The sequence below is a fragment of the Acinetobacter sp. PK01 genome, assembly GCF_022819285.1.
Lineage (GTDB): Bacteria > Pseudomonadota > Gammaproteobacteria > Pseudomonadales > Moraxellaceae > Acinetobacter > Acinetobacter tandoii.
In genome coordinates this window covers 1,245,311-1,270,656 of record NZ_CP094643.1, presented here as the reverse complement: position 1 = coordinate 1,270,656, position 25,346 = coordinate 1,245,311, and the positions used below count along the sequence as shown (strand labels likewise).

General features: G+C 39.4%; 23 protein-coding genes. 10 read left to right on the top strand and 13 right to left on the bottom strand.

The annotated features are described in order from the left end of the window. Positions 1 to 63 precede the first annotated feature (63 nt). The 5 genes from MP622_RS06065 (at position 64) to MP622_RS06045 (ending at position 5,362) form a co-directional block, all read left to right on the top strand. Complete coding sequence (locus tag MP622_RS06065; RefSeq protein WP_151504682.1) at positions 64 to 1,203, top strand: acyl-CoA dehydrogenase family protein; 1,140 nt, start codon at positions 64 to 66, stop codon at positions 1,201 to 1,203. Between the two features lie 82 nt (positions 1,204 to 1,285). Next, complete coding sequence (locus MP622_RS06060) at positions 1,286 to 2,539, top strand: OprD family porin (protein ID WP_243793016.1); 1,254 nt, start codon at positions 1,286 to 1,288, stop codon at positions 2,537 to 2,539. A 52-nt stretch (positions 2,540 to 2,591) separates the two neighbouring features. Further along, positions 2,592 to 3,128 carry a DUF3237 domain-containing protein gene (locus MP622_RS06055; RefSeq protein ID WP_151504683.1) on the top strand — a complete coding sequence of 179 codons (537 nt, stop codon included), beginning with the start codon at positions 2,592 to 2,594 and terminating at the stop codon, positions 3,126 to 3,128. 54 nt (positions 3,129 to 3,182) lie between these two features. Beyond that, positions 3,183 to 3,575, top strand: a complete 393-nt coding sequence (locus MP622_RS06050) for a PaaI family thioesterase (RefSeq protein ID WP_243793014.1) — start codon at positions 3,183 to 3,185, stop codon at positions 3,573 to 3,575. An 83-nt stretch (positions 3,576 to 3,658) separates the two neighbouring features. Further along, entirely contained in the window at positions 3,659 to 5,362 is a 1,704-nt protein-coding gene (locus tag MP622_RS06045) for a tannase/feruloyl esterase family alpha/beta hydrolase (RefSeq protein ID WP_243793473.1), read from the top strand. Between the two features lie 309 nt (positions 5,363 to 5,671). On the opposite strand, the gene MP622_RS06040 is transcribed toward MP622_RS06045, so the two are convergent. Both MP622_RS06040 and MP622_RS06035 read right to left on the bottom strand, forming a co-directional pair. Then, complete coding sequence (locus MP622_RS06040) at positions 5,672 to 6,310, bottom strand: LysE family translocator (protein ID WP_243793013.1); 639 nt, start codon at positions 6,308 to 6,310, stop codon at positions 5,672 to 5,674. Continuing rightward, on the bottom strand, positions 6,307 to 6,951 hold the full coding sequence (locus MP622_RS06035) for an alanyl-tRNA editing protein (protein ID WP_243793011.1): 645 nt from the start codon (positions 6,949 to 6,951) through the stop codon (positions 6,307 to 6,309). Before MP622_RS06035 ends, MP622_RS06040 begins: the two co-directional genes overlap by 4 nt. An 89-nt stretch (positions 6,952 to 7,040) precedes the next feature. Here MP622_RS06035 and MP622_RS06030 point away from each other — a divergent pair, with 89 nt between their 5' ends. Further along, on the top strand, positions 7,041 to 7,976 hold the full coding sequence (locus MP622_RS06030; RefSeq protein ID WP_243793009.1) for a LysR family transcriptional regulator: 936 nt from the start codon (positions 7,041 to 7,043) through the stop codon (positions 7,974 to 7,976). 170 nt (positions 7,977 to 8,146) lie between these two features. Here MP622_RS06030 and MP622_RS06025 read toward each other — a convergent pair whose 3' ends face one another. Then, the gene (locus MP622_RS06025; RefSeq protein WP_104442109.1) at positions 8,147 to 9,019 is read right to left on the bottom strand and encodes a LysR substrate-binding domain-containing protein; all 873 of its coding nucleotides are present in this window, start codon (positions 9,017 to 9,019) and stop codon (positions 8,147 to 8,149) included. 140 nt (positions 9,020 to 9,159) lie between these two features. Between MP622_RS06025 and MP622_RS06020 the strand changes: the two genes are divergently transcribed. Continuing rightward, a complete protein-coding gene (locus MP622_RS06020; RefSeq protein WP_151504688.1) occupies positions 9,160 to 10,575 on the top strand; it encodes an aspartate ammonia-lyase in 1,416 nt (471 codons plus the stop codon). Positions 10,576 to 10,743: 168 nt separating this feature from the next. Here the strand turns inward: MP622_RS06020 and MP622_RS06015 are convergent, their stop codons facing one another. From MP622_RS06015 to MP622_RS06000, 4 genes are read right to left on the bottom strand one after another with little or no spacing between them, the layout of a single operon-like run. Next, entirely contained in the window at positions 10,744 to 11,862 is a 1,119-nt protein-coding gene (locus MP622_RS06015) for an ABC transporter permease (protein WP_243793007.1), read from the bottom strand. A gap of 4 nt (positions 11,863 to 11,866) precedes the next feature. Continuing rightward, positions 11,867 to 12,991, bottom strand: coding sequence for an ABC transporter permease (locus MP622_RS06010; RefSeq protein WP_243793005.1), 1,125 nt, complete (start codon positions 12,989 to 12,991; stop codon positions 11,867 to 11,869). Beyond that, positions 12,992 to 14,788 (bottom strand): ATP-binding cassette domain-containing protein, encoded by a 1,797-nt coding sequence (locus MP622_RS06005; RefSeq protein WP_243793003.1) that lies wholly within the window; start codon positions 14,786 to 14,788, stop codon positions 12,992 to 12,994. A gap of 1 nt (position 14,789) precedes the next feature. After that, on the bottom strand, positions 14,790 to 15,809 hold the full coding sequence (locus MP622_RS06000; protein ID WP_044740730.1) for an HlyD family efflux transporter periplasmic adaptor subunit: 1,020 nt from the start codon (positions 15,807 to 15,809) through the stop codon (positions 14,790 to 14,792). Positions 15,810 to 15,929: 120 nt separating this feature from the next. On the opposite strand from MP622_RS06000, the gene MP622_RS05995 reads away from it, so the two are divergent. The 3 genes from MP622_RS05995 (at position 15,930) to MP622_RS05985 (ending at position 19,970) form a co-directional block, all read left to right on the top strand. Then, positions 15,930 to 16,580 carry a CerR family C-terminal domain-containing protein gene (locus tag MP622_RS05995; protein WP_243793001.1) on the top strand — a complete coding sequence of 217 codons (651 nt, stop codon included), beginning with the start codon at positions 15,930 to 15,932 and terminating at the stop codon, positions 16,578 to 16,580. Between the two features lie 159 nt (positions 16,581 to 16,739). Beyond that, a complete protein-coding gene (locus MP622_RS05990; RefSeq protein WP_243792999.1) occupies positions 16,740 to 17,528 on the top strand; it encodes a crotonase/enoyl-CoA hydratase family protein in 789 nt (262 codons plus the stop codon). Positions 17,529 to 18,158: 630 nt separating this feature from the next. Continuing rightward, positions 18,159 to 19,970: a monovalent cation:proton antiporter-2 (CPA2) family protein gene (locus MP622_RS05985; RefSeq protein WP_243792997.1), complete on the top strand. Its 1,812-nt coding sequence runs from the start codon at positions 18,159 to 18,161 to the stop codon at positions 19,968 to 19,970. A gap of 68 nt (positions 19,971 to 20,038) precedes the next feature. Here MP622_RS05985 and MP622_RS05980 read toward each other — a convergent pair whose 3' ends face one another. From MP622_RS05980 to moaCB, 6 genes are all read right to left on the bottom strand, one after another. Further along, positions 20,039 to 20,932 carry a LysR substrate-binding domain-containing protein gene (locus tag MP622_RS05980; protein ID WP_016168010.1) on the bottom strand — a complete coding sequence of 298 codons (894 nt, stop codon included), beginning with the start codon at positions 20,930 to 20,932 and terminating at the stop codon, positions 20,039 to 20,041. Positions 20,933 to 21,045: 113 nt separating this feature from the next. After that, the gene (locus tag MP622_RS05975) at positions 21,046 to 21,684 is read right to left on the bottom strand and encodes an ATP-binding cassette domain-containing protein (protein WP_243792995.1); all 639 of its coding nucleotides are present in this window, start codon (positions 21,682 to 21,684) and stop codon (positions 21,046 to 21,048) included. Positions 21,685 to 21,688: 4 nt separating this feature from the next. Next, positions 21,689 to 22,372 carry a molybdate ABC transporter permease subunit gene (modB, locus tag MP622_RS05970; protein WP_243792994.1) on the bottom strand — a complete coding sequence of 228 codons (684 nt, stop codon included), beginning with the start codon at positions 22,370 to 22,372 and terminating at the stop codon, positions 21,689 to 21,691. A 10-nt stretch (positions 22,373 to 22,382) separates the two neighbouring features. Further along, on the bottom strand, positions 22,383 to 23,147 hold the full coding sequence (gene modA, locus MP622_RS05965) for a molybdate ABC transporter substrate-binding protein (protein ID WP_243792992.1): 765 nt from the start codon (positions 23,145 to 23,147) through the stop codon (positions 22,383 to 22,385). Positions 23,148 to 23,184: 37 nt separating this feature from the next. After that, positions 23,185 to 24,411, bottom strand: coding sequence for a molybdopterin molybdotransferase MoeA (locus tag MP622_RS05960; protein WP_243792990.1), 1,227 nt, complete (start codon positions 24,409 to 24,411; stop codon positions 23,185 to 23,187). Beyond that, on the bottom strand, positions 24,411 to 25,334 hold the full coding sequence (gene moaCB / locus MP622_RS05955; protein WP_243792988.1) for a bifunctional molybdenum cofactor biosynthesis protein MoaC/MoaB: 924 nt from the start codon (positions 25,332 to 25,334) through the stop codon (positions 24,411 to 24,413). The genes MP622_RS05960 and moaCB overlap by 1 nt, the downstream gene beginning before the upstream one ends. Positions 25,335 to 25,346: the final 12 nt, after the last annotated feature.

Sequence of the window (25,346 nt, the reverse complement as noted above, 5' to 3'; positions counted from 1 at the left end):
AACAGTAAAAAAGCTCAATTTATTTTGGGCTTTACCCTTACTTTTGCCAAAAAAAGGTTAAGTATGCAACAAGATACTGAATTTGAACTGTTTCGCGATAACTATCGCCGCTTTCTAAAAGAATTTGTCGCTCCACATTATGAGCAATGGGAAGAAGATGGTCTGATTCCGAGACAATTATGGAACCAGCTAGGTGAAAACGGCTTTTTATGTATTGATGTGCCTGAAGAATATGGCGGTTATGGCGCCCCCATTCACTATTCTCTGATGCTGGTACAGGAAACTGCACAAGCAGGTTTTACCTCCTTGGCTGTTGCAATTGGTGGACAAAATGAACTGGTTTCTCCATATATCCAAAACTTAGGCAGTGAAGAACAAAAGCAATATTGGCTACCCAAAATGGTTACTGGCGAAGTCGTCACTGCGATAGCCATGACTGAAGCCAATGCAGGATCGGACTTACAAGCCATTCGTACACAAGCTATTTTGAATCAAGACCATTATCTGGTGGATGGTTCAAAAACTTTTATTTCCAATGGGATACATGCCGACCTCATTGTCTTGGTGGCAAAAACTAATCCCGAAGCTCGAGCAAAGGGCATTTCCTTGTTATTGGTTGATGCTGCATTAGAAGGTGTTGAAAAAGGGCGATCTTTGAAAAAAATTGGACTCCATGCCCAAGACACCGCTGAGTTATTTTTTGATCAGGTCAAAGTACCTAAGAATCAAAGACTGGGAGAAGAAGGTCAAGGTTTTGCCTACCTCATGCAGGAGTTGCCCCGTGAACGTTTAAGTATTTCTATGATGGCATTGGGTTCAATTTTAGGTGCGATTGAGCTCACCAGTGATTATGTTCAGCAACGAAAAGCCTTTGGTCAACCTTTAAGTCACATGCAAAACACGCGTTTTGTGTTGGCCAATACGCAAATTAAAGCCAAAGCAGCTCAGGCCTTTGTCGATCAATGTGCGGAACAATATAGTCGAGATGCGTTAAGCGTCAGCCATGTTGCTGCCTTGAAATGCTTTATTACCGATACCCAATGCGATGTGATTGATCAATTACTACAACTGTTTGGTGGCTATGGCTACATGCAGGAATACCCAATTTCACGTTTCTTTGTCGATGCTCGTGTGCAAAAAATTTACGGCGGCACCAATGAAATTATGAAAGAAATTGTCGCGCGGGAAATGCTCGGAAAATAATTCGTTTAAACAACAAATGAAGAACAGACCTTGGTTTGAGGTCTGCATGTAAAACAACAATGATATTTCAGGAAGAAATGCAATGCAGTCTAAATTATGGATGTACTCTACCCTTATGCTCTCCAGTTCAGTATTTGCTGGTAACTTTATTGATAACAGCACAGTCGATTTAACCACACGAAATTTTTATTTTGATCGTGATTATCAAGAGCAGTCTAAATACCCAGCCGCTAAAGATTGGACACAAGGATTTATTCTAAAAGCCAATTCAGGCTATACCGAAGGAACAATTGGTTTTGGGATAGATATTTTAGCGACGGCTGGGTTGAAATTGGATGCTAGTGCTGACTATGCAGGAACAGGAAATTTACCACGAGATACTGTGACCAATGAACCTGCTTCCAGTTATGGGGAAATTGGAGTCACAGGTAAAGCTAAAATCAGTAAAACTGAATTAAAGGTTGGAACACTTCGACCAATGAACCCTGTACTGGTTGCCTCACCTGCCCGTTTATTACCACAAACCTATCGAGGCATTTCCTTAGAATCGAAAGATATCCCAAATCTGGATTTCCAATCGGCGTATATTGATCAGGTCAATCATCGTGATTCAACTAACTGGGAAAATCTGCGCATTTCAGCAGTCAATGGTCGCTTTAAAAGTGCCGATACCGACCAACTGTATTATCTAGGTGGTCATTATCAGCTTATTCCAAGTACCAAACTGACCAGCTTTTATATGGATGTGCAAGACCTATATAACCAGTCCATGTTTGGCATTACCTATAACCACAAATTCAATGACGGCAATAATTTTAGCTCACAATTACGCTATTACCGCAGCCGAGAAGATGGGCAAGCTAAAGCAGGCTTAGTGGATAATGACCTGATTCATGGTTATTTTGAACTGAAACATCAAAATCACAAATTTATTTTGGCGACTTTCCACCATAGTGGTGATACCGCATTTCCATATTTAACAGGTGGTGAAACAGGTTTGCTGATCGATACTTGGCCTGCGGAATTTTTGAATCCCAAAGAGCATGTGTATAGCTTACGTTATGAATATGACTTCAAAAACTATGTACCGGGCTTACGCTTTATGACCCGTTACACCACTGGTGACAATATTTATGCACCAAAACTAGGTGGAACCGATTTAAAAGAACATGAAACCGATTTTGACATTGGTTATACCGTACAAAATGGACCATTAAAAAATCTAGGTTTACGTGCCCGCTACGCCATGTATGACAACAATATGCTCTCTACTGCCAACATCAAACCGTCCAACGAAACACGCATTAACATCGACTACACATGGAAATTTAAATAATGCCTACAGAGGTTCTGCTGCTGCCAGAACCTTTTTTTGTGAGAGAAATTTGATGAAAAAAATACTCGGTCTTTGCTTTGGTCTGAGCCTATTCAGCCAGAGCTATGCTGAAACGCAATATCAGCCGCCAGCACCTCATTTAGAACCACTGGCTCAATTTAGCGTGGATTTGAATGCGCCTGTTTGGGAGCTTGGAGCTACTAGCGATAGTGGCAAACGTCGAATAATTCCAATTATAGGTGGCACCTTCCAAGGGAAACAACTCAAAGGGCGTATTTTAAATAATGGAGCAGATTGGCAAATTGTGGACAGTCAAGGACTTGCCATTATTGATACTCGATACCTACTTGAAACTGAAGATGGCGCTTTAATTTATTTACAAACCAAAGGTTACAGACATGGCTCAAAAGAAGTGCTGCAACAACTGGCGCAAGGTAAAGATGTCGACCCGAACAAATACTATTTCAAAATTACCATGCAATTTGAAACTAGTTCGCCGAAATATGCGTGGCTGAATCAAACTGTTGCCGTTGGGAGTGCCATGCGTTTAGGCAAAGCCGTAATTTATGACGCTTACACGCTGCAATAAGCATCGAAGCTTTATCTATCTTTTCGTCATTATTCGAGAAACGGATCTTTCATTATGACACCAAGCACTTTAACAAACCTTCCCCCCATTCATCATCTTCTGGGAGGTCACAATATCCAATGGAATGCTGACCAGACTGAACTAGAAATTAGTTATGTCGCGCTGGACAGCTTTACCAATCCGCGAGGCAGTGTAGAAGGTGGCATGGTCTGTGCCATGCTAGATGATGTGATGGGGCTGTTTGCTTATCTTGCCAATAATCAAACTCCAGCAACCACCATTAACTTAACTATGGATTTTTTACGTCCCTGCCAAGTGGGAACTGTACTCACCAAATGCCGCTTTACCAAACAAGGCAAAGCCATTCTGAGCCTTGAAAGCGAAGGATGGCAAAACCAAAAAATGATTGCGCGAAGTACCGCCAATTTCATGGTTCTCCAATCTTAACCTTCAACATTGATTGATATGGAATTTCAATAATGCAAAAAACCTTAAAACAAAAAAAGTGGCTGAAGCAACTGAGCTATCTGATGTTATGCACTACCCTTTCTGCTTGTGGTGATAATGACAGCTCAAATACGCCACAAGCGACAGTATCAATTCCGCAAGTGACGCCTGCTGTGGGCACCAATTTAAAAGGTGCTTGTACAGATTTAAATGGCTTTCACTATGCAAACACCAGTATCACTTCAGCAACTTTACAAGAAGCGGGCAGCCTCAAGGTTGCGGGGCAAGACATCGCTGCACATTGCTTAATTACAGGCTACATGTATCCACGCGTCAGTCCCGTAGATGGTCAAACCTATCAAATTGGTTTTGAAATGCGCTTACCTCTAGATTGGAATGGTCGTTTCCTTTATCAGGGGAATGGTGGTACAGATGGCAATATTGCGACAGCAACGGGGCAAGTGGGCAGCGGTGGCCCATTGGCCAATGCCCTGCATGATGGCTTTGCTGTTATTTCATCTGATGCGGGACACAATGCAGCCCAAAACCCATTGTTTGGCTTAGACCCACAAGCTCGAATTGACTATGGGTATGGCGCAATCACTAAACTCACGCCAATGGCGAAAAATCTGATTCAAGCCGCTTATGGAAAATTGCCAGATCGTTCTTATGCAGGTGGAACTTCAAACGGTGGTCGACATGCCATGATGGCGGCAACACGTCTAGCAGATCAGTATGATGGTATTCTTGCCAGTACACCGGGTTTCCATTTACCACGTGCTGCGGCAGCACAGCTTTACACGGCACAACAATTACGCCGAGTAGTCACTAATGAAAATGATTTAAGTACGGCCCTCACCCTATCTGAACGGAAAGTGCTGGCGCAATCTATTTTAAATCAATGTGATGGACTTGATGGTATTACGGATGGTTTAGTCCAAGACGTTGAAGCCTGTCGTACGGCATTTGATATTCACCGCGATGTTCCAGTATGTTCTAGCACACGAGATGGAAGTTGTTTATCTACAGATCAAATTGATGTGCTTGCCAATATCTATCAGGGTCCTGTCAATGCAACAGGTGAAGCATTATATGCCACACAACCGTTTGATCCGGGGCTGATCGGCAGTAATTGGGCCAGTTGGAAATTTGATTCGTCTGTTGGTACGGCACGTGACCCAGTTGCAGTCGGAATAATTTTTCAGGTTCCACCAAATCCAGACGTTATGCTCAATTCTCGCCAATTTGCCTTCAACTTTAATTTTGATACAGACTACGCAAAATTATCTGCCACCAATGAAACCTACCCAGAAAGTGCCATGTCTTTTATGATTCCACCTGATGAGTTGAATTTGGATAAACTCCTTGCACGTGGCGGTAAAATGATTGTAGTTCAGGGCACTGCTGACGGTGTATTTTCTGTAGATGACACCCAGAACTGGTACGATAAATTGCTGCAAAAATATCAAAGTAATGCCTCTGGCAATGCTCCAAGTTTTGTCCGTTTTTTCCGTGTTCCAGGCATGAATCACTCTCGTGGTGGTATCGCAACCGATCAGTTTGATGCACTCACAGCCTTGGTCAATTGGGTGGAATATGGTCAGGCGCCAGATCGAATCATTGCTGGAGCACGGGGTGAAGGCAATGCCAGTGGGCAAGTGAATACTGAATTACCTACCGATTGGTCGGCCACTCGTACACGCCCACTTTGCCCATATCCTTTAATCGCACGTTATAACGGTCAGGGAGACAGTGAGCAAGCCGAGAATTTTAGCTGTAAATTGTAATCAAAAATAAGTGTTTAGAAACAAAGAAAGAGCTAAAAATTAGCCCTTTCTTTGTTTGAGTCTGGTTAAGGCTATGTATAATTGAATGGCTCTAAAACCATCCTCAAACAAGACTTCTCCCCGAACGTTCGATTTTGTCGGTATAAAGTCAAAAGTTTTAGAAGAGTTTAGGCTGTTGACTGTATCTATCAAAAGACTTGCATGGAAAGATTAGCAGTTTTAATCCTCATACCTCATTGTATTTTAAAGATTTGAATTTTAATATCGTAATTTCAACAGCCTTAACATATGGTTATGCTTTATTGATGATTAGAACTCAATCCCTAAAATTAACCGTATTGCGATTGCACCCAGTAACACGCCCATAACTTTTTCTAAAATAGAATTATATTTCAGAAAGCCTGATCTGATTCTAGGCTGCGTAAAAATCAAACTGACTGCAATAAACCACAGCGTATTCACCAGACACATCCATCCACCATACAGGATCTGTATGTATAACGGCGTTGTTGTGCTGACTATACTGGTGAAAATGGCCAAGAAAAAAATGGTCGCCTTCGGGTTCAGTGCATTGGTCCAAAAACCTGTCATGAATGCCTGATGATAAGATATCGTCCTGTGTTCAGAGGTAACAACCGTGCTAATTTCAATTGGACTCGACCCTCCTTTCAAACAATTCCAGCCTAAATAGAGTAAATATAAGGCACCAATGATTTGAAAAAGACTCATGAAAATATGATTTTGAGACAGAACAAAACCAACGCCCATAAGGGTATAAAACACATGAACAGAAATGCCACAACCAATTCCTACTGCGGTTATACAGCCGATTCGATAACCGTGTTGGGTACTTTGCCGCACACTAATAATGAAATCGGGACCTGGAATAATGACTGCAAGAAAATGTATGAGGGCTAGCGTAAGAAACTCATGGTAATAGACATTCATCCTGAAATACCCTTAGCTAAGGCATAATGTACGGTGAGTTTGCCTTTCTTTATTTCCATTTTAATAATTTTGACGTTACCAACTTCCGATAAAGATAGAACATGCGTTCCACCACAAGGATAGGCATTCAATTCACCAAACTGAATTTCACGAAATCCATTCTCATTAAGGGTAATCTTTGCTGCTAAATCTGCATCGATAAAGGCTTGTAGACGAGTTTCTAAATACATAGAATCCACAGGTTCACTGTTTTGGGTCGCCAAAAACTGTACTTTTGAATTATTTGGCCAGTGTTGTGCTTTGATTGGTTGCCAACCATAACTTTCAACAATATGTCCAATCAAATGTCCTGCACTGTGCAAACGATTGTGGAGTCGACGGGCTTGAATATCAACTTTTGCATATACTCGACCTAATGCTACAGCACTTTTACATAGATGAATAATCGTGCCATTTTCAATTGCGACATGGACAACTTCACTCTCTGCAATATATCCAGTATCACTCGGTTGTCCCCCACCTTGAGGATGAAATGGCGTGTTTTCTAATTTAATTTCAAATTGACCATTTTCCAGTAAAGTACAAGCCACAACTTCGACGAAACTTTCAGTAACACCAGATAAATAAAGATGTTTAATCATGAAATAATAACCATATCTAAATATGAAAAAATTGTATAACTTTGTCTATGGGGTGATAATCTAGAAAATTATCAAATAACTTTTGCTTCATGAGCACAAATCAAAATTTAAACTTACTGAATGAAATGGTGACATTTGTAAAAGTGGTAGAAACAGGTAGTTTTTCTGAAACAGCCCGTCAGTTTGGAACAACACCTTCCGCAATCAGTCGAGCAATTTCACGCTTAGAAAAAGCATTAGGGACCCGACTACTACAAAGAACCACTCGTAAGTTACGTATAAGTGAAAGTGGACAAGCTGTATACGAGCGTTGCCTAGATATGGTGAATGCAGCTCAAGCCGTAATGGAAAGTTCGGAAAAATTTCACTCAGAACCTCAAGGTCAAATTCGAATGAGTGTGCCTAAGGCCGTTGGGCATTATTTAATTCACCCCTATTTACCTGAATTTTTGAAACTTTATCCTAAAATTGATATTCAACTACTATTAGAAGATCGTTATGTTGATTTAATTGAAGATCAAGTCGACCTAGCTATTCGTATTACGGAGAAGCCACATGATGGTTTGATGGGCCGTAAACTTTTAGAAATAGATCATGTAATTTGTGCAACGCCTGAGTATTTATCAAGGTTTGGTACACCTCAGCATCCACACGATTTGAAAGAACATCAGTGTATCTTTTTGGGTGAGCAAGCAATAGATTCAAAATGGAAATTTCAACAAGGGAACAAAAACCTTTCAGTCCATGTCAAAGGTCGCTACGCGGCGAATCATACAGGAGTACGACTTGATGCAGCCTTACAGCACCTTGGAATTGCCAGTTTACCGTTCTTTGTAGCAAATAAGGCAATGAAAAATAAGCAGTTAATTCAAGTTTTGCCAAACTGGTATTTTAAAACCTACTATAGTGGCGAAGCATGGTTGTTGTACCCAGCGACAAAACATTTGCCACCAAAACTAAAAGTATTGATTGAATTTCTGGCACAAAAATTGGCACAAGAACCGACATTGTTAAGACCAGATTGATAAAAAAATACGCAAAAGGTTGTATGCTGAAGCAATGAAGGAAGGTGCTTTAAATATGAGCAGAACCAGTAAATGTAAGAACAATTTTTGTTATTTATATTAGAAAAATAATATTGGCATTGTATAAATTTAATAGATGAAAATATTATTTATACAATGCCTAATTCATATTAATTAGTTAAAGTATTCCATATATAGTCCATACGTTGAGAATATATAACTTTACTGCGAATAAGATAAACATCTTGGAAAAAATGATAACCATCTAAGACGCGTAATTTATTTTCAGCAATTTCTTCTTCTACTAATAATTTAGGCAACCAAGCAACGCCTAGTCCTTGTAAAACCAAAGCTTTTAAATCTCCAGCATTATCTGTTTCATATAAAATTCGATAATCTAATTTATCTTCAATTTCACGATCGACACATTTTCTTAAATAAGCCTGCTTACTATAAGACAGCAATGGAAAATTTTGATCTAAACTGTATTTCTCATATTTATCGCGTGCAGATGCAACAGGAAGAATTTCCATTTTCACAATTTTATGAAATGCAAAAATTGCATGGTCTAACTGTTTTAGAGTTTCTTCATCACAATAGCAAATTAAAAAATCACATGAACCTTCTTTCAACAGTCGCATGCCCTGTTTCATATTGGCTGCAATAATTTCAAGCTGTAGATCTTTAATATCTGTATATAAATTGTGAATAAAATTAGGGAAAAACTGTGTAATTAACGAATGGGACACGGCAAACTTGATAGAAAGCTCATTGTTCCTAATATTTTTTTCCAGATACTTTATTGTTGTATCCAATTGATTTTGTATGTTTTTTGCAGATGACAGCAGGATTTGACCAGCATCTGTAAAGTCTACATTCTTGCTATAGCGTTTTAAAATTTGAAAGCCTAAAGCATCTTCAATGGCTTGAATTCTGCGTGTAAAGGCAGATTGTGTTACATGTCTGAGTTCGGCCGCTTTTGAGATAGATTTTTCTTGTTCTAAAGCAAGTAAATCTTCAATCCAACGAATTTCCAATGACATTTGCGCTGTCCATAATCTAAGCGATATTGATAATTATACAGTGTTATGCAAAAAATGCATGGATAAATATTTTTTTACATTAGTCAGGCTGGGTGTTCTAGTTCTAAGATAAAATTATTCCCGCTATAGAGCATTTCTAAATGAATATTGAAATTAAATCACGGACTGAAAAAGATTTACTTGGTTTTAAAGAAGTCCCATTCCATTGTTACTACGGTGTACAAACACTTCGTGCATTGGAAAATTTCAATTTAAGTCCGAATAAATTAAGCCATTTCCCAATTTTCATTAAAGCATTGGCAATGGTTAAATCTGCATGTGCAGTTTCAAATTTTAAACTAAATAAATTAGAAGAAAATAAATACAATGCAATTCAACATGCTTGCCAGCAGTTGATGAATGATTTATATCATGATCAATTCCCAATTGATATGATTCAAGGTGGTGCTGGTACTTCAACCAATATGAATGCAAATGAAGTAATTGCAAATATTGGTTTGGAATATATGGGACATGCCAAAGGTGAATATAAATATTTACACCCAAATAATGATGTAAATATGTCACAGTCAACCAATGACGTATACCCTACAGCAATTAAAGTTGGTTTATTATTTTCTTTAGATCAACTTAACACACCATTCCAAAGCTTAATCGATAGCTTCCGTGTAAAATCTGAAGAATTTGCGCATATCTTAAAAATGGGTCGTACTCAGTTACAAGATGCTGTACCAATGACTTTGGGTCAAGAATTTGGCGCTTTTGCTAATACTTTGCAAAATGACTTGAATATGCTTTACAGCATCATGCCGAATGCATTAAGTGTTGTGAACTTAGCGGGTACAGCAATTGGTACAGGTATTAACACTGAAGTTGAATACCGTCTTCACGCAATTGAAGCATTGTCACAAATTACGCAAAAGAACATTTCAAGTTCTCCTGACTTAATTGAAGCGACTTCAGACATGGGCGATTTCGTTCTATTGTCAGGCTTCTTAAAGCGTACGGCGACTAAACTTGCTAAAATTGCCAATGACTTACGTTTATTGTCGAGTGGTCCACGTGCAGGTCTAAATGAAATTCACTTAGAACCACGTCAACCAGGTAGTTCAATCATGCCAGGTAAAGTGAACCCAGTAATTCCTGAAGCAATGAACTTGGCATGTTACCAAATTATTGCAAATGACTTGGCAATTACCCTTTCTGCTGAAGCGGGTCAGTTACAGTTAAATGCAATGGAACCGTTAATCGCATTCAAACTTTTCGAATCAATTGATTTGTTAGGTAAAGCAATGCGTATGTTCCAATTGAAATGTATTGAAAACATCCGTGCGAATGCTGAACATTGCCAACACTTGGTAGATAACTCAATTGGTATTATTACTGTATTGAACCCATACCTTGGCTATGAAACGACGACTCGTATTGCCAAAGAAGCAAACGAATCTGGTCAAAGTATTCTTGCGCTTATTAAAGCTGAAAACTTGCTTTCTGATGAAGTTTTAGCAGAAGTACTTTCAGTACAAAACATGGTACATCCTAAGCAATCTGCATAATATTTTTATGTAATTGCTCAAGAAAAAGGAACTTAGTCATAAGTTCCTTTTTTCTTTGTCTTTCATACTCAATCAATCCGATACAGGAAGAATGTTACATACGATAATTTTTCATTTTGGTTAATGAGTACTCTAAAGAATGAAGAATATAAAATCCTTTCTTCACTTTTACGACAAGCGATTTCGAAACAACCAAGTAGCCAAAGGTAAAGTTATACAAGTCAAAATAATCATTGGAACAAAGTCATATTTTACTTGGGAAAATTCTGCACCTTCTAAATAAACACGTAACACTAAATCAATTCCAAATCGTAATGGATTAATATATGTCGCAATTTCCAATACTTGAGGCATATTTTGAACGGGTGTTAATAAGCCTGAAAGAAGCATCAGCGGCATGATCAGTAAAAAAGTAAAAAACATGGCTTGTTGCATATTGAGTGCAATGGCTGAGATCGATAGCCCTACACCAACAACAGCCACATTAAAACTAAAGAGTCCCAAATATAGCAAGCCAATAGAACCTTGCATTGGAATTTGAAACCAAAACAATATAATAAGAAAAATAATCGTGGATTGAATTAAACCCACAAATATAGGCGGTAATGCTTTACCAATCATGATGTGTACAGGGGTGTATGGGGTGACCAGTAATTGATCGAATGTTCCTTGTTCCCGTTCCCTTGCTACAGATAAAGAGGACAACAATAAAGTTTGCATCATACTTAATCCAGCAATCAAAGATGGCATAATTCCCCAACGAGATTCATGATTCGGGTTATACCAAATTCGAGTTTCAATATTTAGTGGTGCTGTATTCTTTAAGTATTGTTGATTAAACTGTTGCACAGTACTTGCAATGTATGAGCCTGCGGCACCTGCTGTAGAAGAATTCCGCCCATCTACAATGACTTGAATCGGTGATGCTTGCTGTTGAGTCAGCTTTTGTTCAAAATCTTGGGGAATGGTAATGACTGCCAGTGCTTCACGATTGTTAATTACTGACGTAATTTGCTGGCTATTTTCGAGTGTAGCAGTGCGTTGAAAAATACCTGAACCATCTAGTTTTGCAACAAATTCAGTCGCTGTTTGGCTGTGACTTAAATCCAGAATGGCATAATCAACCCGATTTACATCATAAGTTGCGGCATAACCAAACAGCAGTGACTGAATCAGAACTGGTGCAAATAAGACGATTCGGTTTGCAGGGTCGCTAAAAATAATCAAAAACTCTTTTCTGACCAATACAGCCAGATATTGGAACCATGACAATACGCGCTGAATCATGTCGTTATCTCAACTGTTTTTTGAGTGATTTGCAGGCAGCAAACATCAGCACAATCACATATAGCATTAAAATACTGCATTCTTTGAACCAGAGCTTCCAGTCATCTCCACCTAAAAATAGGGTTTTAATTAAGGACATAAAATGAGTGGCTGGTAATATTTGGCTAACAATTTGGATGACAAAAGGCAGATTACGAATATCGAATACAAAACCAGAAAGCATCATTGCGGGCATAAAACTGGCTAATAACGCAATCTGGCTGGCTTGAAACTGGTTTTGTGCAAAACCAGAAATTGTTAAACCGAGCAATAAGGAGACCAATAAATATAGAAAACATGCACTGAGAATTGAAAGCATGGAACTACGCATTGGAACTTCAAATAACAGTGAGGATGCAATTAAGCAGACGACAATATCAATGAGACCAATCACTAAGTAAGGTGTCAATTTGGCAATGACCAATTCTAATGGTCTTACTGGCGTCACAAAAAGTGCTTCTAAAGTTCCTTGTTCACGTTCACGGGCAATTAATAATCCTGTTAAAAAAGCCCCGATTAAGGTGAGTACCAAAACAATTAAACCAGGCACTAAAAACCAAGTGCTATTTGCCGACTCATTAAACCACATACGCTGTTCTATACTCACAGTCGCTTGTGTTGCTGTCGAATTTTGTCGCTCAACTTGTAAATTTAAAGTATTAGAAATTGCGCCCGAAACATAGCTTTGCATACTCGAGGCAATACTGGTCGAGCGTCCGTTGCTTAATAACTGAAGTTTGCCACGACCTTGTAATTGTTCAGCTTCAAAATTGGCTGGAATGACTAAAATAGCATCTACTTCATCATTTTTTATGGCCGTAATGGCTTCGGGCATCGCAAAAAATTGCTGAACAGTTAAATACGGACTTCCCTGCATTCCCGCAACGATTTGTTGCGTTTGAGGAGATGGCTGTTCTATGACGACAGCAACTCGCCCATTACTTAGGTCAAAAGACAAGCCATAGCCAAATAGTAGAATTAAAATAATCGGTAGTAATAGACCAATTGCCAGACTGCTTTTGGCACGTAACAGTTGAATAGCCTCTTTATGTATTAAAGCTTTTAAACGGATGAGAAAAGAAGACTGCATCTAAACACTCTCCTTGGATATGGTATTGACATGACGTGCTTGCTCAACAATTGCAATAAAAGCACTATTCATATCTTTACCTGCATACATTCCTGCTTGAAGTCGGACTTCTTGTGGTGAGCCAAGCGCTAACAATTTACCTGTATCCTGAATGGCGATACGGTCACAATACTCGGCTTCTTCCATAAAATGAGTTGTCACAATAATCGTGATTCCCCGATTTGCAAGCTCTCCAATCGTATGCCAGAAGGTTCGACGTGCGAGTGGATCAATGCCGCTCGTTGGCTCATCTAAAAATAGAATTTCAGGTTCATGTAATAACGCCGCAGCCATAGAAAGCCTTTGTTTGAATCCTGCAGGTAAATTTCCACTGATGGCTTCAGGCTTCAAATGAAACTGAGTCAACATTTTTTCGATTTGTTGTTTTAATTTTTTCCCTGAGAGACCATAAGCACCGCCAAAGAATTTGAGGTTTTCATGTACACTTAAATTTCCATATAAGGCAAATTTTTGTGATACATAACCAATTTTGGCGCGGGCTTGTGCACGAGCCGTACGTAAATTTACTCCCGCGACTTCAAGTGTGCCGCTGCTTGCTGGCAATAGTCCGCATAACATGCGGAAGGTTGTGGTTTTACCTGCACCATTTGGCCCCAACAAACCAAAAATTTCTCCCCGATATACCTCAAAAGACGTACTCGCAACCGCAGTAAAATCCCCAAATTTACGCGTCAAATTTTGGACTGTAATGACCCTTTCATCACCATTATTGGATTGAATTGATTTTAAAATGTCTAATTCATCCACCTTCTCTAATTCATTTTCAATCAGTGTTTCTGTAGAGGATGTTTGTTGTGTTCGATGCAGAATCAACATAAATGCATCTTCAAGTTCAGCGGTTCTGGCTTCAGGTTTTAATTCTTCCGGAAAAAGCTGTTTTGGAAATTCACTATAGGCATCTTGGGTAATAAAACGCACCATTTCGCCCTTGGGTACAGCATCACAATAAAGCTTGGTATTCTCCAATAGCGCTGCTTGAAGCACTCTGGCTTTCATATGTTTCGGTGGTAAAACTTGCCATGTTCTATCCTTGGCATAGGTGCGTAATTGTAGAGGTGTTCCCTGCTGTATTACCTGTCCGTTATACATCACATAGACTTGGTCACAACGCTCGGCTTCATCCATATAGGCTGTGCTAATAATGACATTGAGATTGTCCTCTTGCACCAGTCGTTCAATGATGGTCCATAAGTCACGACGTGAAAGTGGGTCTACGCCAACGCTCGGCTCATCCAATAAAAGCAATTCTGGAGAACGTACTAATGTACAGGCTAAACCCAACTTTTGTTTCATACCGCCAGAAAGTTGTCCTGCCAAACGTTGAGTAAATGCAGTTAAATCGGTAATTTTAAGCAACCGATCAAAACGTTGTTGGCGGTCGTGCTTAGATACACCATGCAAATCTGCATATAAATTTAAGTTTTCGATAATGCTTAAATCTTCATACAGTCCAAACCGTTGCGGCATATAACTGATTCGGTTTTGAATGGCTTGCGCATGTTCAGCAACATTTAACCCTAAAACTTCTAGCACACCAGTTGTAGGCTGATATAAGCCTGCAATTAAACGAAGAAACGTAGTTTTCCCTGCACCATCAGGTCCTACCAAGGCGGTTAGTTCGCCTGCTCTAATTTGCATATTTATATTTTGTAATGCGCAGGTATCTTCTATGTGTTTTTGTTGAGACTTAAACACATGCTTCAAATCTTTTGCCTGAAGAATGTAGCTCTCACTCATCTTATTTTTTCTCTTGGATACTTGATGCAGTGGGTTGTATGTCTACTTTTACGGGTTGCCCCATTTTGAGTTGGTCATTTGGATCTTGTACATACACACGTACTTCATAAACCAAACTGGTTCTGATGTCTTCTGTTTGTACTGTTTTAGGCGTAAATTCAGCAACAGAAGCGATATACCCTATTTTCCCCTGAATAGGTTGATCAGGTATGCTATCGCGATAAATTTGGGCAACATCACCTAAATGAATGCGATTAAGTTGAGCTTCGTTGGCATAAACACGTACCCATTTAGGATTGGTTAGCGCCAGTGTATAAACTGCCTTTTGCGCATTGGTCATATCGCCCACTTCTTGTAAGCGTGTCCGAATGACAGCATCCGTTGGGGAGCGTAAAACGGCTTGCGTCAGCTGATATTGAATTGACTCTAAATTCGCTTTAGTCGCTTGGTATTGAGCTTTAGTTGCTTCACGATCTTCTTTACGTGCACCTTGGAGTAATAAATCTAAGTTGGCTTGACGTTCTTTGACCGATGCTTGAGCCACGTTTTGATTGCTTTGAGCAGCATCTACTTCTTGTTGACTGATGGCTTTTCCTGCACTGCTTGAGTTTAAAGCAAGTAAACGTTGTAGTGCTTTACTGGCTTTGTTCAGTTCTGCTTGTGCAGAGGCAATTTGAGCTTTAGCTTGCACAATCTCTTCTGGTCTGGCGCCTTCGTCTTGGGTCAAAATAGCTTGTTGTTGAATGATTAATTGGGCTTCAGCTTGTTTTTTTTGAATAACTAAAGCGGAAGTATCTAGTTCTGCCAGCGCTTGTCCTTGTTTTACATGATCACCTTCTTGTACTTGAAGGCTTTTGATTCTTCCTGAATTTTCAAAGGCTAAAGATACCTGACGGATATCAACATTACCGTATAAGGTTAGATCATTTTCAGGCTGATGCTTCTTGAAATAAAACCAAGCAATCCCACAACTAAGAATTACGATCATAGCCAAAATCAAGATTACCGCTGTTTTTTTCATTAAGATCAGCCTTTATTTATTATACTCAAACAATAAAGTTTAAATTCAATTTAAATTTAAACTATCATAAAATTAAGATCAAAGAATATACTTTATACCAATATACAATCGAGTAAGCAGATGTCCAGAGCCAGACGCAGTGATGGTGATTTAACCAAGTCAAAGATTCTTGAGGCCGCGGGTCATTTGATCGCCCAATTGGGTTGGGCTAAAACCAGCAACAAGGAAATCGTTAAATTGGCGGAAGTGGATCTTGCGGCAATTAACTATCACTTTGGTGGACGAGATGGCTTGTATCAGGCTGTTCTTAGCGAAGCACATGCACATTATTTAAATGAGCAAGAACTACAAGAAATTGCTGAAATGCAATGTGATCCTGAAGAAAAACTGGGAGTTTTTTTTGAAACACTGGTTATAAAATTAGTGGAGCAAGACGTATGGCGCGGCAAAGTTTTTATTCGTGAGATTTTCTCCCCTTCAGCACATTTATTAAATTTTTTTGGAACAGAAGGTACACGAAAGTTTCAGATAATCCGTCATATTATTAGCCAAATTACCGATTTAGATGAAAATGATCCCACACTATTGCCCTGTATATTTAGTGTCGTTGCACCATGCCTAATGCTGATCATGACTGGCGTTACGGCATCAGGTCCGTTGCAAAATATGCGTTGCATACCAGCCAAGCAGTTGGCTTTACATTTTAAGACCTTTTCTTTGGCGGGTTTAAAAGCGGTTATACATTCCCAAAAGGAAAATTCATCACAATGAGCTAATAACTATTCGATTTAGAAGTTTTTATATGGCACAGTGATTTTTGACAATGTGATCTCATCGATATCATTTGCATACAGTTTTCCACTTTATCTTCATCAAACTCATTCCATAATAAAAGCAGATCAATAAACAGAATAATCAAGGTATATAACAATGAATAATACAAATGGAACTGTGAGTCGTGAAATCCAAGATCATCTTTTATTCATTGGTTTAGATCGTGCCAGTAAACGAAATGCTTTTGATAGCCACATGATCTTGGCATTGTCTCAAGCACTCACTGAATATGAAGCAGATCCGGCTTTAAGATGCGCCATTATTTTTGCACATGGTGATCATTTTACAGCAGGTCTAGATTTGCTTGAACTGCAAGATAAATTGACTCAGGGTGTTTTTAATTTTACTACTGATCAAATTGATCCTTGGGGAGTAACGGGAAAACCCAGAACTAAGCCTGTCGTCGTGGCTGTACAAGGCATCTGTTTTACCGCAGGAATTGAACTGATGTTAAATGCCGATGTTGTGATAGCCAGTGAAGACTGTAAATTTGCACAGATAGAAGTATTACGTGGCATTATGCCTTTTGGTGGAGCTACTGTACGCTTTGTCCAAGCCGCAGGTTGGCAAAAAGCGATGCCATACCTTTTGACTGGGAGAAGTTTTACGGCAGCAACGGCTTTAGATTTAAATCTTATTTCTGAGAAAGTTGAATGCGGTCAACAGCTTGCTCGAGCAACTCAAATTGCTCAGGAGATTTCTACAGCGGCACCCTTAGCGGTAAAAGCCTTACTCTGCTCTGCCCAAGAAGCGCAACAAAAAGGCTCAGCCTATGCCCTACAAAATTTAGCCTCCTATTTACCTGCTTTGTTCCAATCTGAAGATGCACATGAAGGTGTTATGGCCATGCTGGAAAAAAGAACCCCAATGTTTAAAGGCAAATAGAAATTTTTACTTTTCAAACTTTAATGAAATAAAGACAGATACTTTACGCTAGATAAGGTTTAAGTCATAAAATGCCTTTAAAACATCCATCACGCACACAAAAAACATAACAGAAGTTTGAAATTCTTTTCTTCTGTTATAGTTTTTTATTTAAAAAGTGTATCTACAGCAGTCAACAGAACTTCGCCATAATCATTACAAGCCATAATAGAGTGAGTTTTGTGATGAATGATGATCAAGGTTCAAGAAAGCCAGAAAAATATGCGGACAGTTCTATTTCGGATAAAGCCTTCAAACGAATGATTCTTTGGTTTTTCTTATACTGCGCATTTTTTTGTATCTGTGTAATTTTTGTAGTCAATGCTGATTCTGCATTTATGCCTTGATGTCACAGTACAAAATAACTCTAACCCAACCCTACATGAGATTTGCATCAGCAATCGAAATCTTCAAATTTGATGCTGATGCAATACAAATTATGATTTTAAATCAGACTTTTCAAATATTCTCAAAGCCAATTTGGCGTCTTTAGTCCTGTAATTCAATCTGACTCAAGTTCAAATTATGATGTCCTCTGACCGCATAATCAGTTAATATTTTTCAAAATAATTCAATAAATATGAGAAATATATGAGTGCAGAAGCGGATTCTATCAGTCTAATTTCCCCAGTAATCTTGCTAACTGCGGCAGTCATCGCTGTGCCAGTGATCAAACGCTTGGGGCTGAGTTCGGTATTGGGCTATCTAATTGCGGGATTAATTATTGGGCCATTTGGTTTGGCTTTTTTTTATGATTCAGCATCAATTTTACACATCGCTGAACTGGGTATTGTGATGTATCTATTTGTGATTGGGCTAGAAATGCGTCCTTCACATTTATGGAGTTTAAGAAAGGAAATTTTTGGACTCGGAACCTTACAAATTATCGCATGTTCAATTGGGCTGACTGGCGTTGGCTTAGTTTATGGCTATTCTTGGCAAGTGAGTTTTGTGTGTGCTGCGGGTTTTGTTCTCACATCTACTGCCATTGTGATGCAACTTTTGGGCGATCGAGGTGATATTGCACAACCTCGTGGGCAAAAAATTGTCTCTATTCTTTTATTTGAAGATTTGCTGATTGTTCCTTTACTCGCGATTGTTGCATTTATCGCTCCGAATCATGTTGTTGAAAGCACCTCGGTGCGTTTGCAAAATATTGGTATTGGCTTAATTTCAATTGCGGGTTTGATCGCGGCTGGTTATTGGTTACTCAATCCTCTATTCCGTCTATTAGCAGCAGCGAAAGCACGTGAAGTGATGACCGCAGCAGCATTGTTAGTTGTCTTAGGCGCAGCATTGCTCATGCAAATTAGTGGGCTTTCTATGGCAATGGGTGCTTTTCTAGCGGGCGTACTCCTCTCCGAATCAACCTTCCGCCATCAAATTGAAGCCGATATTGAGCCTTTTCGAGGAATTTTACTTGGTTTATTTTTCCTTGGCGTTGGAATGTCCTTAGACCTCAACGTGGTGAGAAATAACTGGCCACTGATTCTCAGTGCCGTCATTGCTTTAATGTTTGTTAAAGCAGTGATGATCTATCTTACCGCTCGTTTAACCAAAAGCCCGCATATCGAAGCACTTGATCGTGCATTATTGATGGCTCAAGGCGGGGAATTTGCTTTTGTGCTGTTCACGGCAGCAATGAGTGCTCAAGTAATCAGCGCTGTCGAACGCTCGAATCTTACCGCTATTGTAGTTTTGTCGATGATTCTTACACCAATTATCGGTATTTTATTTAAACGATATACCCAAAAAACAGCACAAGTTTCATTAGATAATATACGTATTGCAGATGGGCTTTCGGGTAAAGTTTTGATGATTGGTTTTGGTCGTTTTGGGCAAGTCACTAGTCAATTGCTACTCGCGCGCGGTGTTGATGTCACGATTATTGATAATGACATTGACATGATTCAAAACGCGGAACGTTTCGGTTTTACTATTTACTATGGAGATGGTTCCCGTTTAGATATTTTACATGCTTCAGGAGCAGACACCGCTGAAGCCATTGTGGTCTGCGTAGACCACAAAGAAACTACGAATAAAATTATAGAGTTGGTACAACATGAATTTCCCCTAACCAAACTATTGGTACGCTCCTATGACCGTGAACATGCCTTACATTTGGCTAAACAAAATGTCGATTACATGATTCGAGAGACTTTTGAGTCAGCTATGGTATTTGGTGGTGCGATTTTAGAAGAACTTGGCGTTGATCTAAACGAGGTTGAAGAAATTAGTCGCGAAATTCGTGAACGCGATAAAGAACGTTTTGAAACAGAAGTCGCAGCAGATGATGTTTATGCAGGAATTGGCCTACAATACACAGGCCCACGCCCGACAGCACCATTAATCACGCCTAAGCATGCAGGGCAAATTATTAATGAATGCGACACACAACAGTAATCAAAACTATAAAAGTCATAAATAAAAAGAGGTCTGATTAGACCTCTTTTTTATATTTTGAGAAATTTTTATCGCGCTAAAATTTCATGGCACATTTGTCTTAGCCATTGATGGCTGGTCTTATGATGACATGACATATGCCAAAATTGTTTTACGCTATAAGTCGGAAATGAAATAGGCGCATTAAAAATTTGTAAATTACCTCGCGATAAGAGTACTTCACTCAGGTAATAAGGCACGGTGGCAATTGCATCGGACTCTTGCACTACCAAACCCACCCCCAAGTAGCTTGGTAAACGCATGATAATATTCCGTTTTAAATCTAAATTTAACAGCTCATTTTCAATATGATAATGACCAATGCCAGCGTCAATATCTATATGTGACTCTGCCAGATACTGTTCAATAGTTAAATGATTTGGCGTTAAACGAGGATGGTTTTTCGCGGCAATCACCACATAGTATTGTTCAAATAACAATTGTTGATAAAAACCATTTTCCATATGCGGCAAGAAACCAATCGCCAGATCAATTTCTCCATTTGCCATTTGGTAACTAGTTTCAGAGGTAATCGGGCGTACATTCAATCTTACATGGGGCGCATGCTGTTTCAAGTATTGTGAAATCTTTGGCAGCAACACTAAATGTGATACATCTGTCATCGCAATGTTAAATTGCTGATGTGAATTCATTTCATCAAAATCGATGGTGAAATTATTAATTAATTCAATTCGGTTTAAGGCTTCACTCACCAAAGGAAAGAGTTGTTTGGAAAGTTCCGTTGGCATCATTTCATTGCCAATACGTAAAAATAGCGGATCGTTATAATGTTGACGGATTTTATTTAAGCTATTACTGACCGCAGGTTGACTCATGCAGAGTTGTTCTGCAGCAACCGAAACACTTTTAAATTTATACACATAGAAAAAAATGCTGAGAAGTTTACAGTCAAGTTCGAACACTAAAATAGAAATCCTGATTTTATTTCAATAAGCGCATATCATCGCTTTTTTTCATATTTACGCCAATATCAAATTCTATCTTTTTCTGTGATTGTATGTATTTTCTTAATTATTTAAATTAATAACTTCCCCTCACGCATGGTGAGAATCTCCGCCTCTAAGCTTTTTAATTCATCCATATGATGCGTGACATAAATCATCGGTAAATTTAGTTCATCTTTAATGCGTTTAAAAAAAGGTAATATTTGTTGTTTGAGTTGACGATCTAAACCTGTAAGTGGTTCATCTAAAAGTAATAAATTGGGTGACGACAACAATGCACGTCCAATACAAACACGCTGGGCTTCACCCCCTGATAGTTGATGGGCTTTGCGTTGAATCAGATGTTCTAATTCTAATAATTTTACAATTTGTGCAGAGTGAAATTTAATATCTTGAGGATCTTGAAGTTTTTCTGCATATTTTAGGTTTTGTTGAACATTTAAATGTGGGAATAACAACGCTTGTTGAAAGACTAAAGCAACTTGTCGTTGATGGGGTGCTAAGTTGATCTTCCGAGATGAAGCAAATAAAGTTTGAGAACCCAATTGAATATCACCCGATAGCGGATTGAGTAATCCTGCTATGTTCTTGAGCAAGGTGGTTTTACCACTTCCCGATGAACCGACAATGCCTAAAATTGGGTGCTGCATTTCAAGTTGAATATTTAAATTAAAATCAGCTCGTTGATAATGGAATTTACAGATCAACATGACGTTAAACTCCTAATTGCTTTTGATATTTCTGCAAAATCATATAATTGGCAATTAATGCACTAAAGGCCAACAGCATAGAAAGTGCAACTAAGCGCATTGCCATTTCTTCGCCATTGGGTTGTTGTAGAAATGAATAAATTGCAATCGGTATCGTGCGTGTTTCATCTGGAATATTGCCAACAAAAGTAATGGTTGCACCAAACTCACCCAGACTACGGCTAAAACACAAGATGCTCCCAATAATGATGCCGGGAATTGCTAAAGGTAAACTAATACTACAAAACACCCGTATCGGGCTGGCACCTAAAGTTGCCGCTACTTGTTCTAATTGTTGATTAATCAATTGAAAAGACAGACGAATGGGCTGAACCATCAAGGGAAAAGCCACGATCATTGAAGCAAGTACGGCGCCTTTCCAGTTAAAAACCACCTGAATACCGAGTTCATTTAAGTAGCGCCCAATCCAGCCTTGTTGCCCCAATAGAACCAAAAGTAAATAGCCCAAAACTACGGGAGGTAATACCATCGGCATTTGTAAGATGGCTTCTAATACAAATTTAAGCCGAAACTCATAACGTGCTAAAACCCAAGCCAACGCAATAGCAAAGGGTAAACTCAGCAAGGTTGCAAATATCGCGACTTTGGCTGATAAATATAATGCACTGAGTTCCTCTGGGCTTAACATGGATTCAGTCCTATTGTTTTAAAACAAAACCATAACGTTGAAAAATTTGCTTTGCTTTGCTATTCGTCCGCACATATTGTTCAAATAGTTTGGCATCCTGATTTGCTACACCTTGCTGAGTAAGCGCAATGGGATAAATAATCGGATGGTGTGAATTGGCTGGGAAAGTCCCAATAATTTTAACTTTCTGGCTAATGAGTGCATCGGTTTTGTAGACAATTCCAACAGCACATTCCCCGCGTTCAACAAATGCCAAAGCAGCGCGCACGTCGTCTGTTCCTACAATTCGACCTTTTAAAGCATTGAACCAATTCAGTTTAATTAAACTTTGCTTGGCATATTTCCCCGCAGGGACAGATTCCATTTGCCCTGTACACAGGTATCCCTGAAAAGCTCCTGCAAAGTTAAATTGTGGTTTGGCTTGAAACTGAATATTTAATTGACGTGAGCTAATGGCGACCAATTGATTCAATAAAAAAGGATGAACTTGCTTACCGCTAATTTTCTGTTTTTGTACCAGATAATTCATCCAATCTAAATCCGCAGAGAAATAGATATCGCTACTTGCTCCTGCTTCTATTTGTTTGGCTAAGGAGGAAGATGCGCCAAACACAGGCACAATCTTAGTTTTTGGATATTGTGCCTGATACTGTTTGTAAATATCAGTTAAAGCATTGGATAAACTGGCTGCGGCATAGATTTTGATGGTATTGGCATGACTTAAAATGCTCAAACAGCAGGTTGTAACAAGCACTAAAGCAGGTTTAATTTTCATACAATTCCAACCTCTTAATTTAACGATAGTGGTTTGATTACAGAAAAAGCCCTTGTACCGTTGATCCTGCACTTAAAACCTGATTTTCAGGTATTCGAACCAAACAATTTGCGTGCATCAAATTACTCAGCATATGTGATTGCTGTTTTGATAAATTTTCGACCCATAATTGCCCTTGCTCAAAATGAGCAAACATTCTCAGAAAGCGTTCTCTCGAATCACTTTTGATGGATTGCTTTAAGGTTGCGCTAAACCAGTTAGGTAATTGAGTCTGACCTTGTAATGCATTTAATAAGGTTGCAGTATAAATTTGCATGCCGACAAATACCGCAGCGGGATTCCCCGGTAGTCCTAATAAATAACAGGTATCGCCAGATGCACGTTGATATTCTGCAAAGAGCATCGGTTTACCGGGTTTCTGTTTCACTTTCCAAAAGATTTGCTGAAAGCCTTCCGCTAATGCCACAGGTCGCACAAAGTCGTAGTCTCCGACTGAAACCCCACCCGTGGTCAAAATGACATCACACTCTTGTTTGAGTTGTTGAATCAACTGTTGTAGCGTCAGTTCGGTATCTTCGACATGGTAAATGTTGACATTTTGCTGCTGTTGTTCAAACCATGCTTGGATTAATGGGGCATTGGCATCAAAAATTTTACCTGAAGTAAAATCATCTAGTGTTTTTGCGACTTCATCTCCAGTAATGACCACAGCAACTTTGGGAAATTGATAGACCTCAACCTGTTGAACTCCGGCCATCGCCAATGCAGCAATTGCCCCAACACTTAAATGCTGTCCTTGGTTTGCCAGTAGTTGTCCACGACTCAATTCTTCTCCTACATCACGAATATCGGCATGTATTTCTAAGGCGACATTGATTTGAATTTGATCAGGGCTCAATGCTGTGACAATTTCTTGCCGTGCAACGGTTGTTGTACCTTCAGGGATTTTTGCACCTGTGAAAATACGTAGTGCCTGTCCATTTTCAAGTTGCAAGTTTTGATCTTGCCCTGCTCGAATTTCACCAATCAATTCAAACTTGGAATTCTCTAGGATTGGCTGATTGCTGCATAGGGCATAACCATCGACCGCACTTTGACTAAACAAGGGCAAATCAATTTCAGAGTGAATATCTGCTGCTAAGTATCGATTTAATGCCTGTTGCAATGGAATACTTTCACTGGCTAATGCATGAACTCGATCTACAATAGTCGCAAGGGCTTGATCTACACCAATCAACCCTTTTTCAGCACCACAACCTGACATTATTGATACCCTCCGGCATGGGGAATATTTTTTTGGACATCAAATAGATGAATTAATGCAGGTTGAATCGCAATGAGGGATTCTTTCGAACCCTGACGGCTTCCGGGTAAAGTGATCACTAGACTCTGATCGATATAACCTGCAACACCACGGCTAAGCGCTGCATAAGGTGTGCGTTTCTGACCAAAACTACGCGAGGCTTCCATCAACCCCGGAATTTCTCGTTTCATTAAGGGCTGTAAGGTTTCTACTGTAAGATCTTTCGGACCAAGCCCCGTTCCACCCACAGTTAGAATAAGAGGATACTCATTTTTTTGCTGTTCGATTAATGCCAGCAACTGTTCAGGACTGTCTGGAATCACCTGATAAGCAATCTCTTTAAAATTGGCTTCTTGAAGGATCTCCAGCACATTTAAGCCTGCGGTATCTGGCTTTTTGCCTGCGGCAACCGTATCAGAAAGGACAATAATTGAAGCTGGAATGGCATCTTTTAGTGCGCGAGTATAATGAGACTTGCCCCCTTTTTTCTTCGCTAGTTTACATTGGTCTAGGCATAAATCTTCTGGTTCGCAATGTGGTTTGAGCATGTCATAGAGGGTTAATCCCGCTAGACTGACCGCGGTTAAAGCCTCCATTTCTACCCCTGTTGGGCCAATGGTTTCAACCGTTGCGGTAATTAAGACATGCTGCTCAAATAGTTCATATTCCACATCTGCACGATAAATAGGTAAAGGATGACACAAGGGAATCAGCTCATCGGTACGCTTTGCTGCAAGGATTCCTGCGATACGGGCAGTTTTTAGTGCATCACCCTTATCGGTATTGCCATTGCGGAGTAGCTCAATACAATGTGCAGGCGCATACAAAATACCCGTTGCTACTGCGGTTCTATAGCTTTCGGCTTTCATGCCTACATTTTTCATGGTGCTTTCCTA

Excerpts from the sequence above, each read along its gene's own strand:
- MP622_RS06030 (WP_243793009.1), top strand. The coding sequence starts at position 7,041 with ATGAGCACAAATCAAAATTTAAACTTACTGAATGAAATGGTGACATTT.
- MP622_RS06050 (WP_243793014.1), top strand. The coding sequence starts at position 3,183 with ATGACACCAAGCACTTTAACAAACCTTCCCCCCATTCATCATCTTCTG.
- MP622_RS06065 (WP_151504682.1), top strand. The coding sequence starts at position 64 with ATGCAACAAGATACTGAATTTGAACTGTTTCGCGATAACTATCGCCGC.
- MP622_RS05990 (WP_243792999.1), top strand. The coding sequence starts at position 16,740 with ATGAATAATACAAATGGAACTGTGAGTCGTGAAATCCAAGATCATCTT.
- MP622_RS06045 (WP_243793473.1), top strand. The coding sequence starts at position 3,659 with ATGTTATGCACTACCCTTTCTGCTTGTGGTGATAATGACAGCTCAAAT.
- MP622_RS06000 (WP_044740730.1), bottom strand. The coding sequence starts at position 15,809 with ATGAAAAAAACAGCGGTAATCTTGATTTTGGCTATGATCGTAATTCTT.
- moaCB (WP_243792988.1), bottom strand. The coding sequence starts at position 25,334 with ATGAAAAATGTAGGCATGAAAGCCGAAAGCTATAGAACCGCAGTAGCA.
- MP622_RS05975 (WP_243792995.1), bottom strand. The coding sequence starts at position 21,684 with ATGTTGATCTGTAAATTCCATTATCAACGAGCTGATTTTAATTTAAAT.
- MP622_RS06020 (WP_151504688.1), top strand. The coding sequence starts at position 9,160 with ATGAATATTGAAATTAAATCACGGACTGAAAAAGATTTACTTGGTTTT.
- MP622_RS06035 (WP_243793011.1), bottom strand. The coding sequence starts at position 6,951 with ATGATTAAACATCTTTATTTATCTGGTGTTACTGAAAGTTTCGTCGAA.
- MP622_RS06025 (WP_104442109.1), bottom strand. The coding sequence starts at position 9,019 with ATGTCATTGGAAATTCGTTGGATTGAAGATTTACTTGCTTTAGAACAA.
- MP622_RS06005 (WP_243793003.1), bottom strand. The coding sequence starts at position 14,788 with ATGAGTGAGAGCTACATTCTTCAGGCAAAAGATTTGAAGCATGTGTTT.
- modA (WP_243792992.1), bottom strand. The coding sequence starts at position 23,147 with ATGAAAATTAAACCTGCTTTAGTGCTTGTTACAACCTGCTGTTTGAGC.
- MP622_RS06015 (WP_243793007.1), bottom strand. The coding sequence starts at position 11,862 with ATGATTCAGCGCGTATTGTCATGGTTCCAATATCTGGCTGTATTGGTC.
- MP622_RS05960 (WP_243792990.1), bottom strand. The coding sequence starts at position 24,411 with ATGTCAGGTTGTGGTGCTGAAAAAGGGTTGATTGGTGTAGATCAAGCC.
- MP622_RS06060 (WP_243793016.1), top strand. The coding sequence starts at position 1,286 with ATGCAGTCTAAATTATGGATGTACTCTACCCTTATGCTCTCCAGTTCA.
- MP622_RS05995 (WP_243793001.1), top strand. The coding sequence starts at position 15,930 with ATGTCCAGAGCCAGACGCAGTGATGGTGATTTAACCAAGTCAAAGATT.
- MP622_RS06055 (WP_151504683.1), top strand. The coding sequence starts at position 2,592 with ATGAAAAAAATACTCGGTCTTTGCTTTGGTCTGAGCCTATTCAGCCAG.
- MP622_RS06010 (WP_243793005.1), bottom strand. The coding sequence starts at position 12,991 with ATGCAGTCTTCTTTTCTCATCCGTTTAAAAGCTTTAATACATAAAGAG.
- MP622_RS06040 (WP_243793013.1), bottom strand. The coding sequence starts at position 6,310 with ATGAATGTCTATTACCATGAGTTTCTTACGCTAGCCCTCATACATTTT.
- MP622_RS05985 (WP_243792997.1), top strand. The coding sequence starts at position 18,159 with ATGAGTGCAGAAGCGGATTCTATCAGTCTAATTTCCCCAGTAATCTTG.
- modB (WP_243792994.1), bottom strand. The coding sequence starts at position 22,372 with ATGTTAAGCCCAGAGGAACTCAGTGCATTATATTTATCAGCCAAAGTC.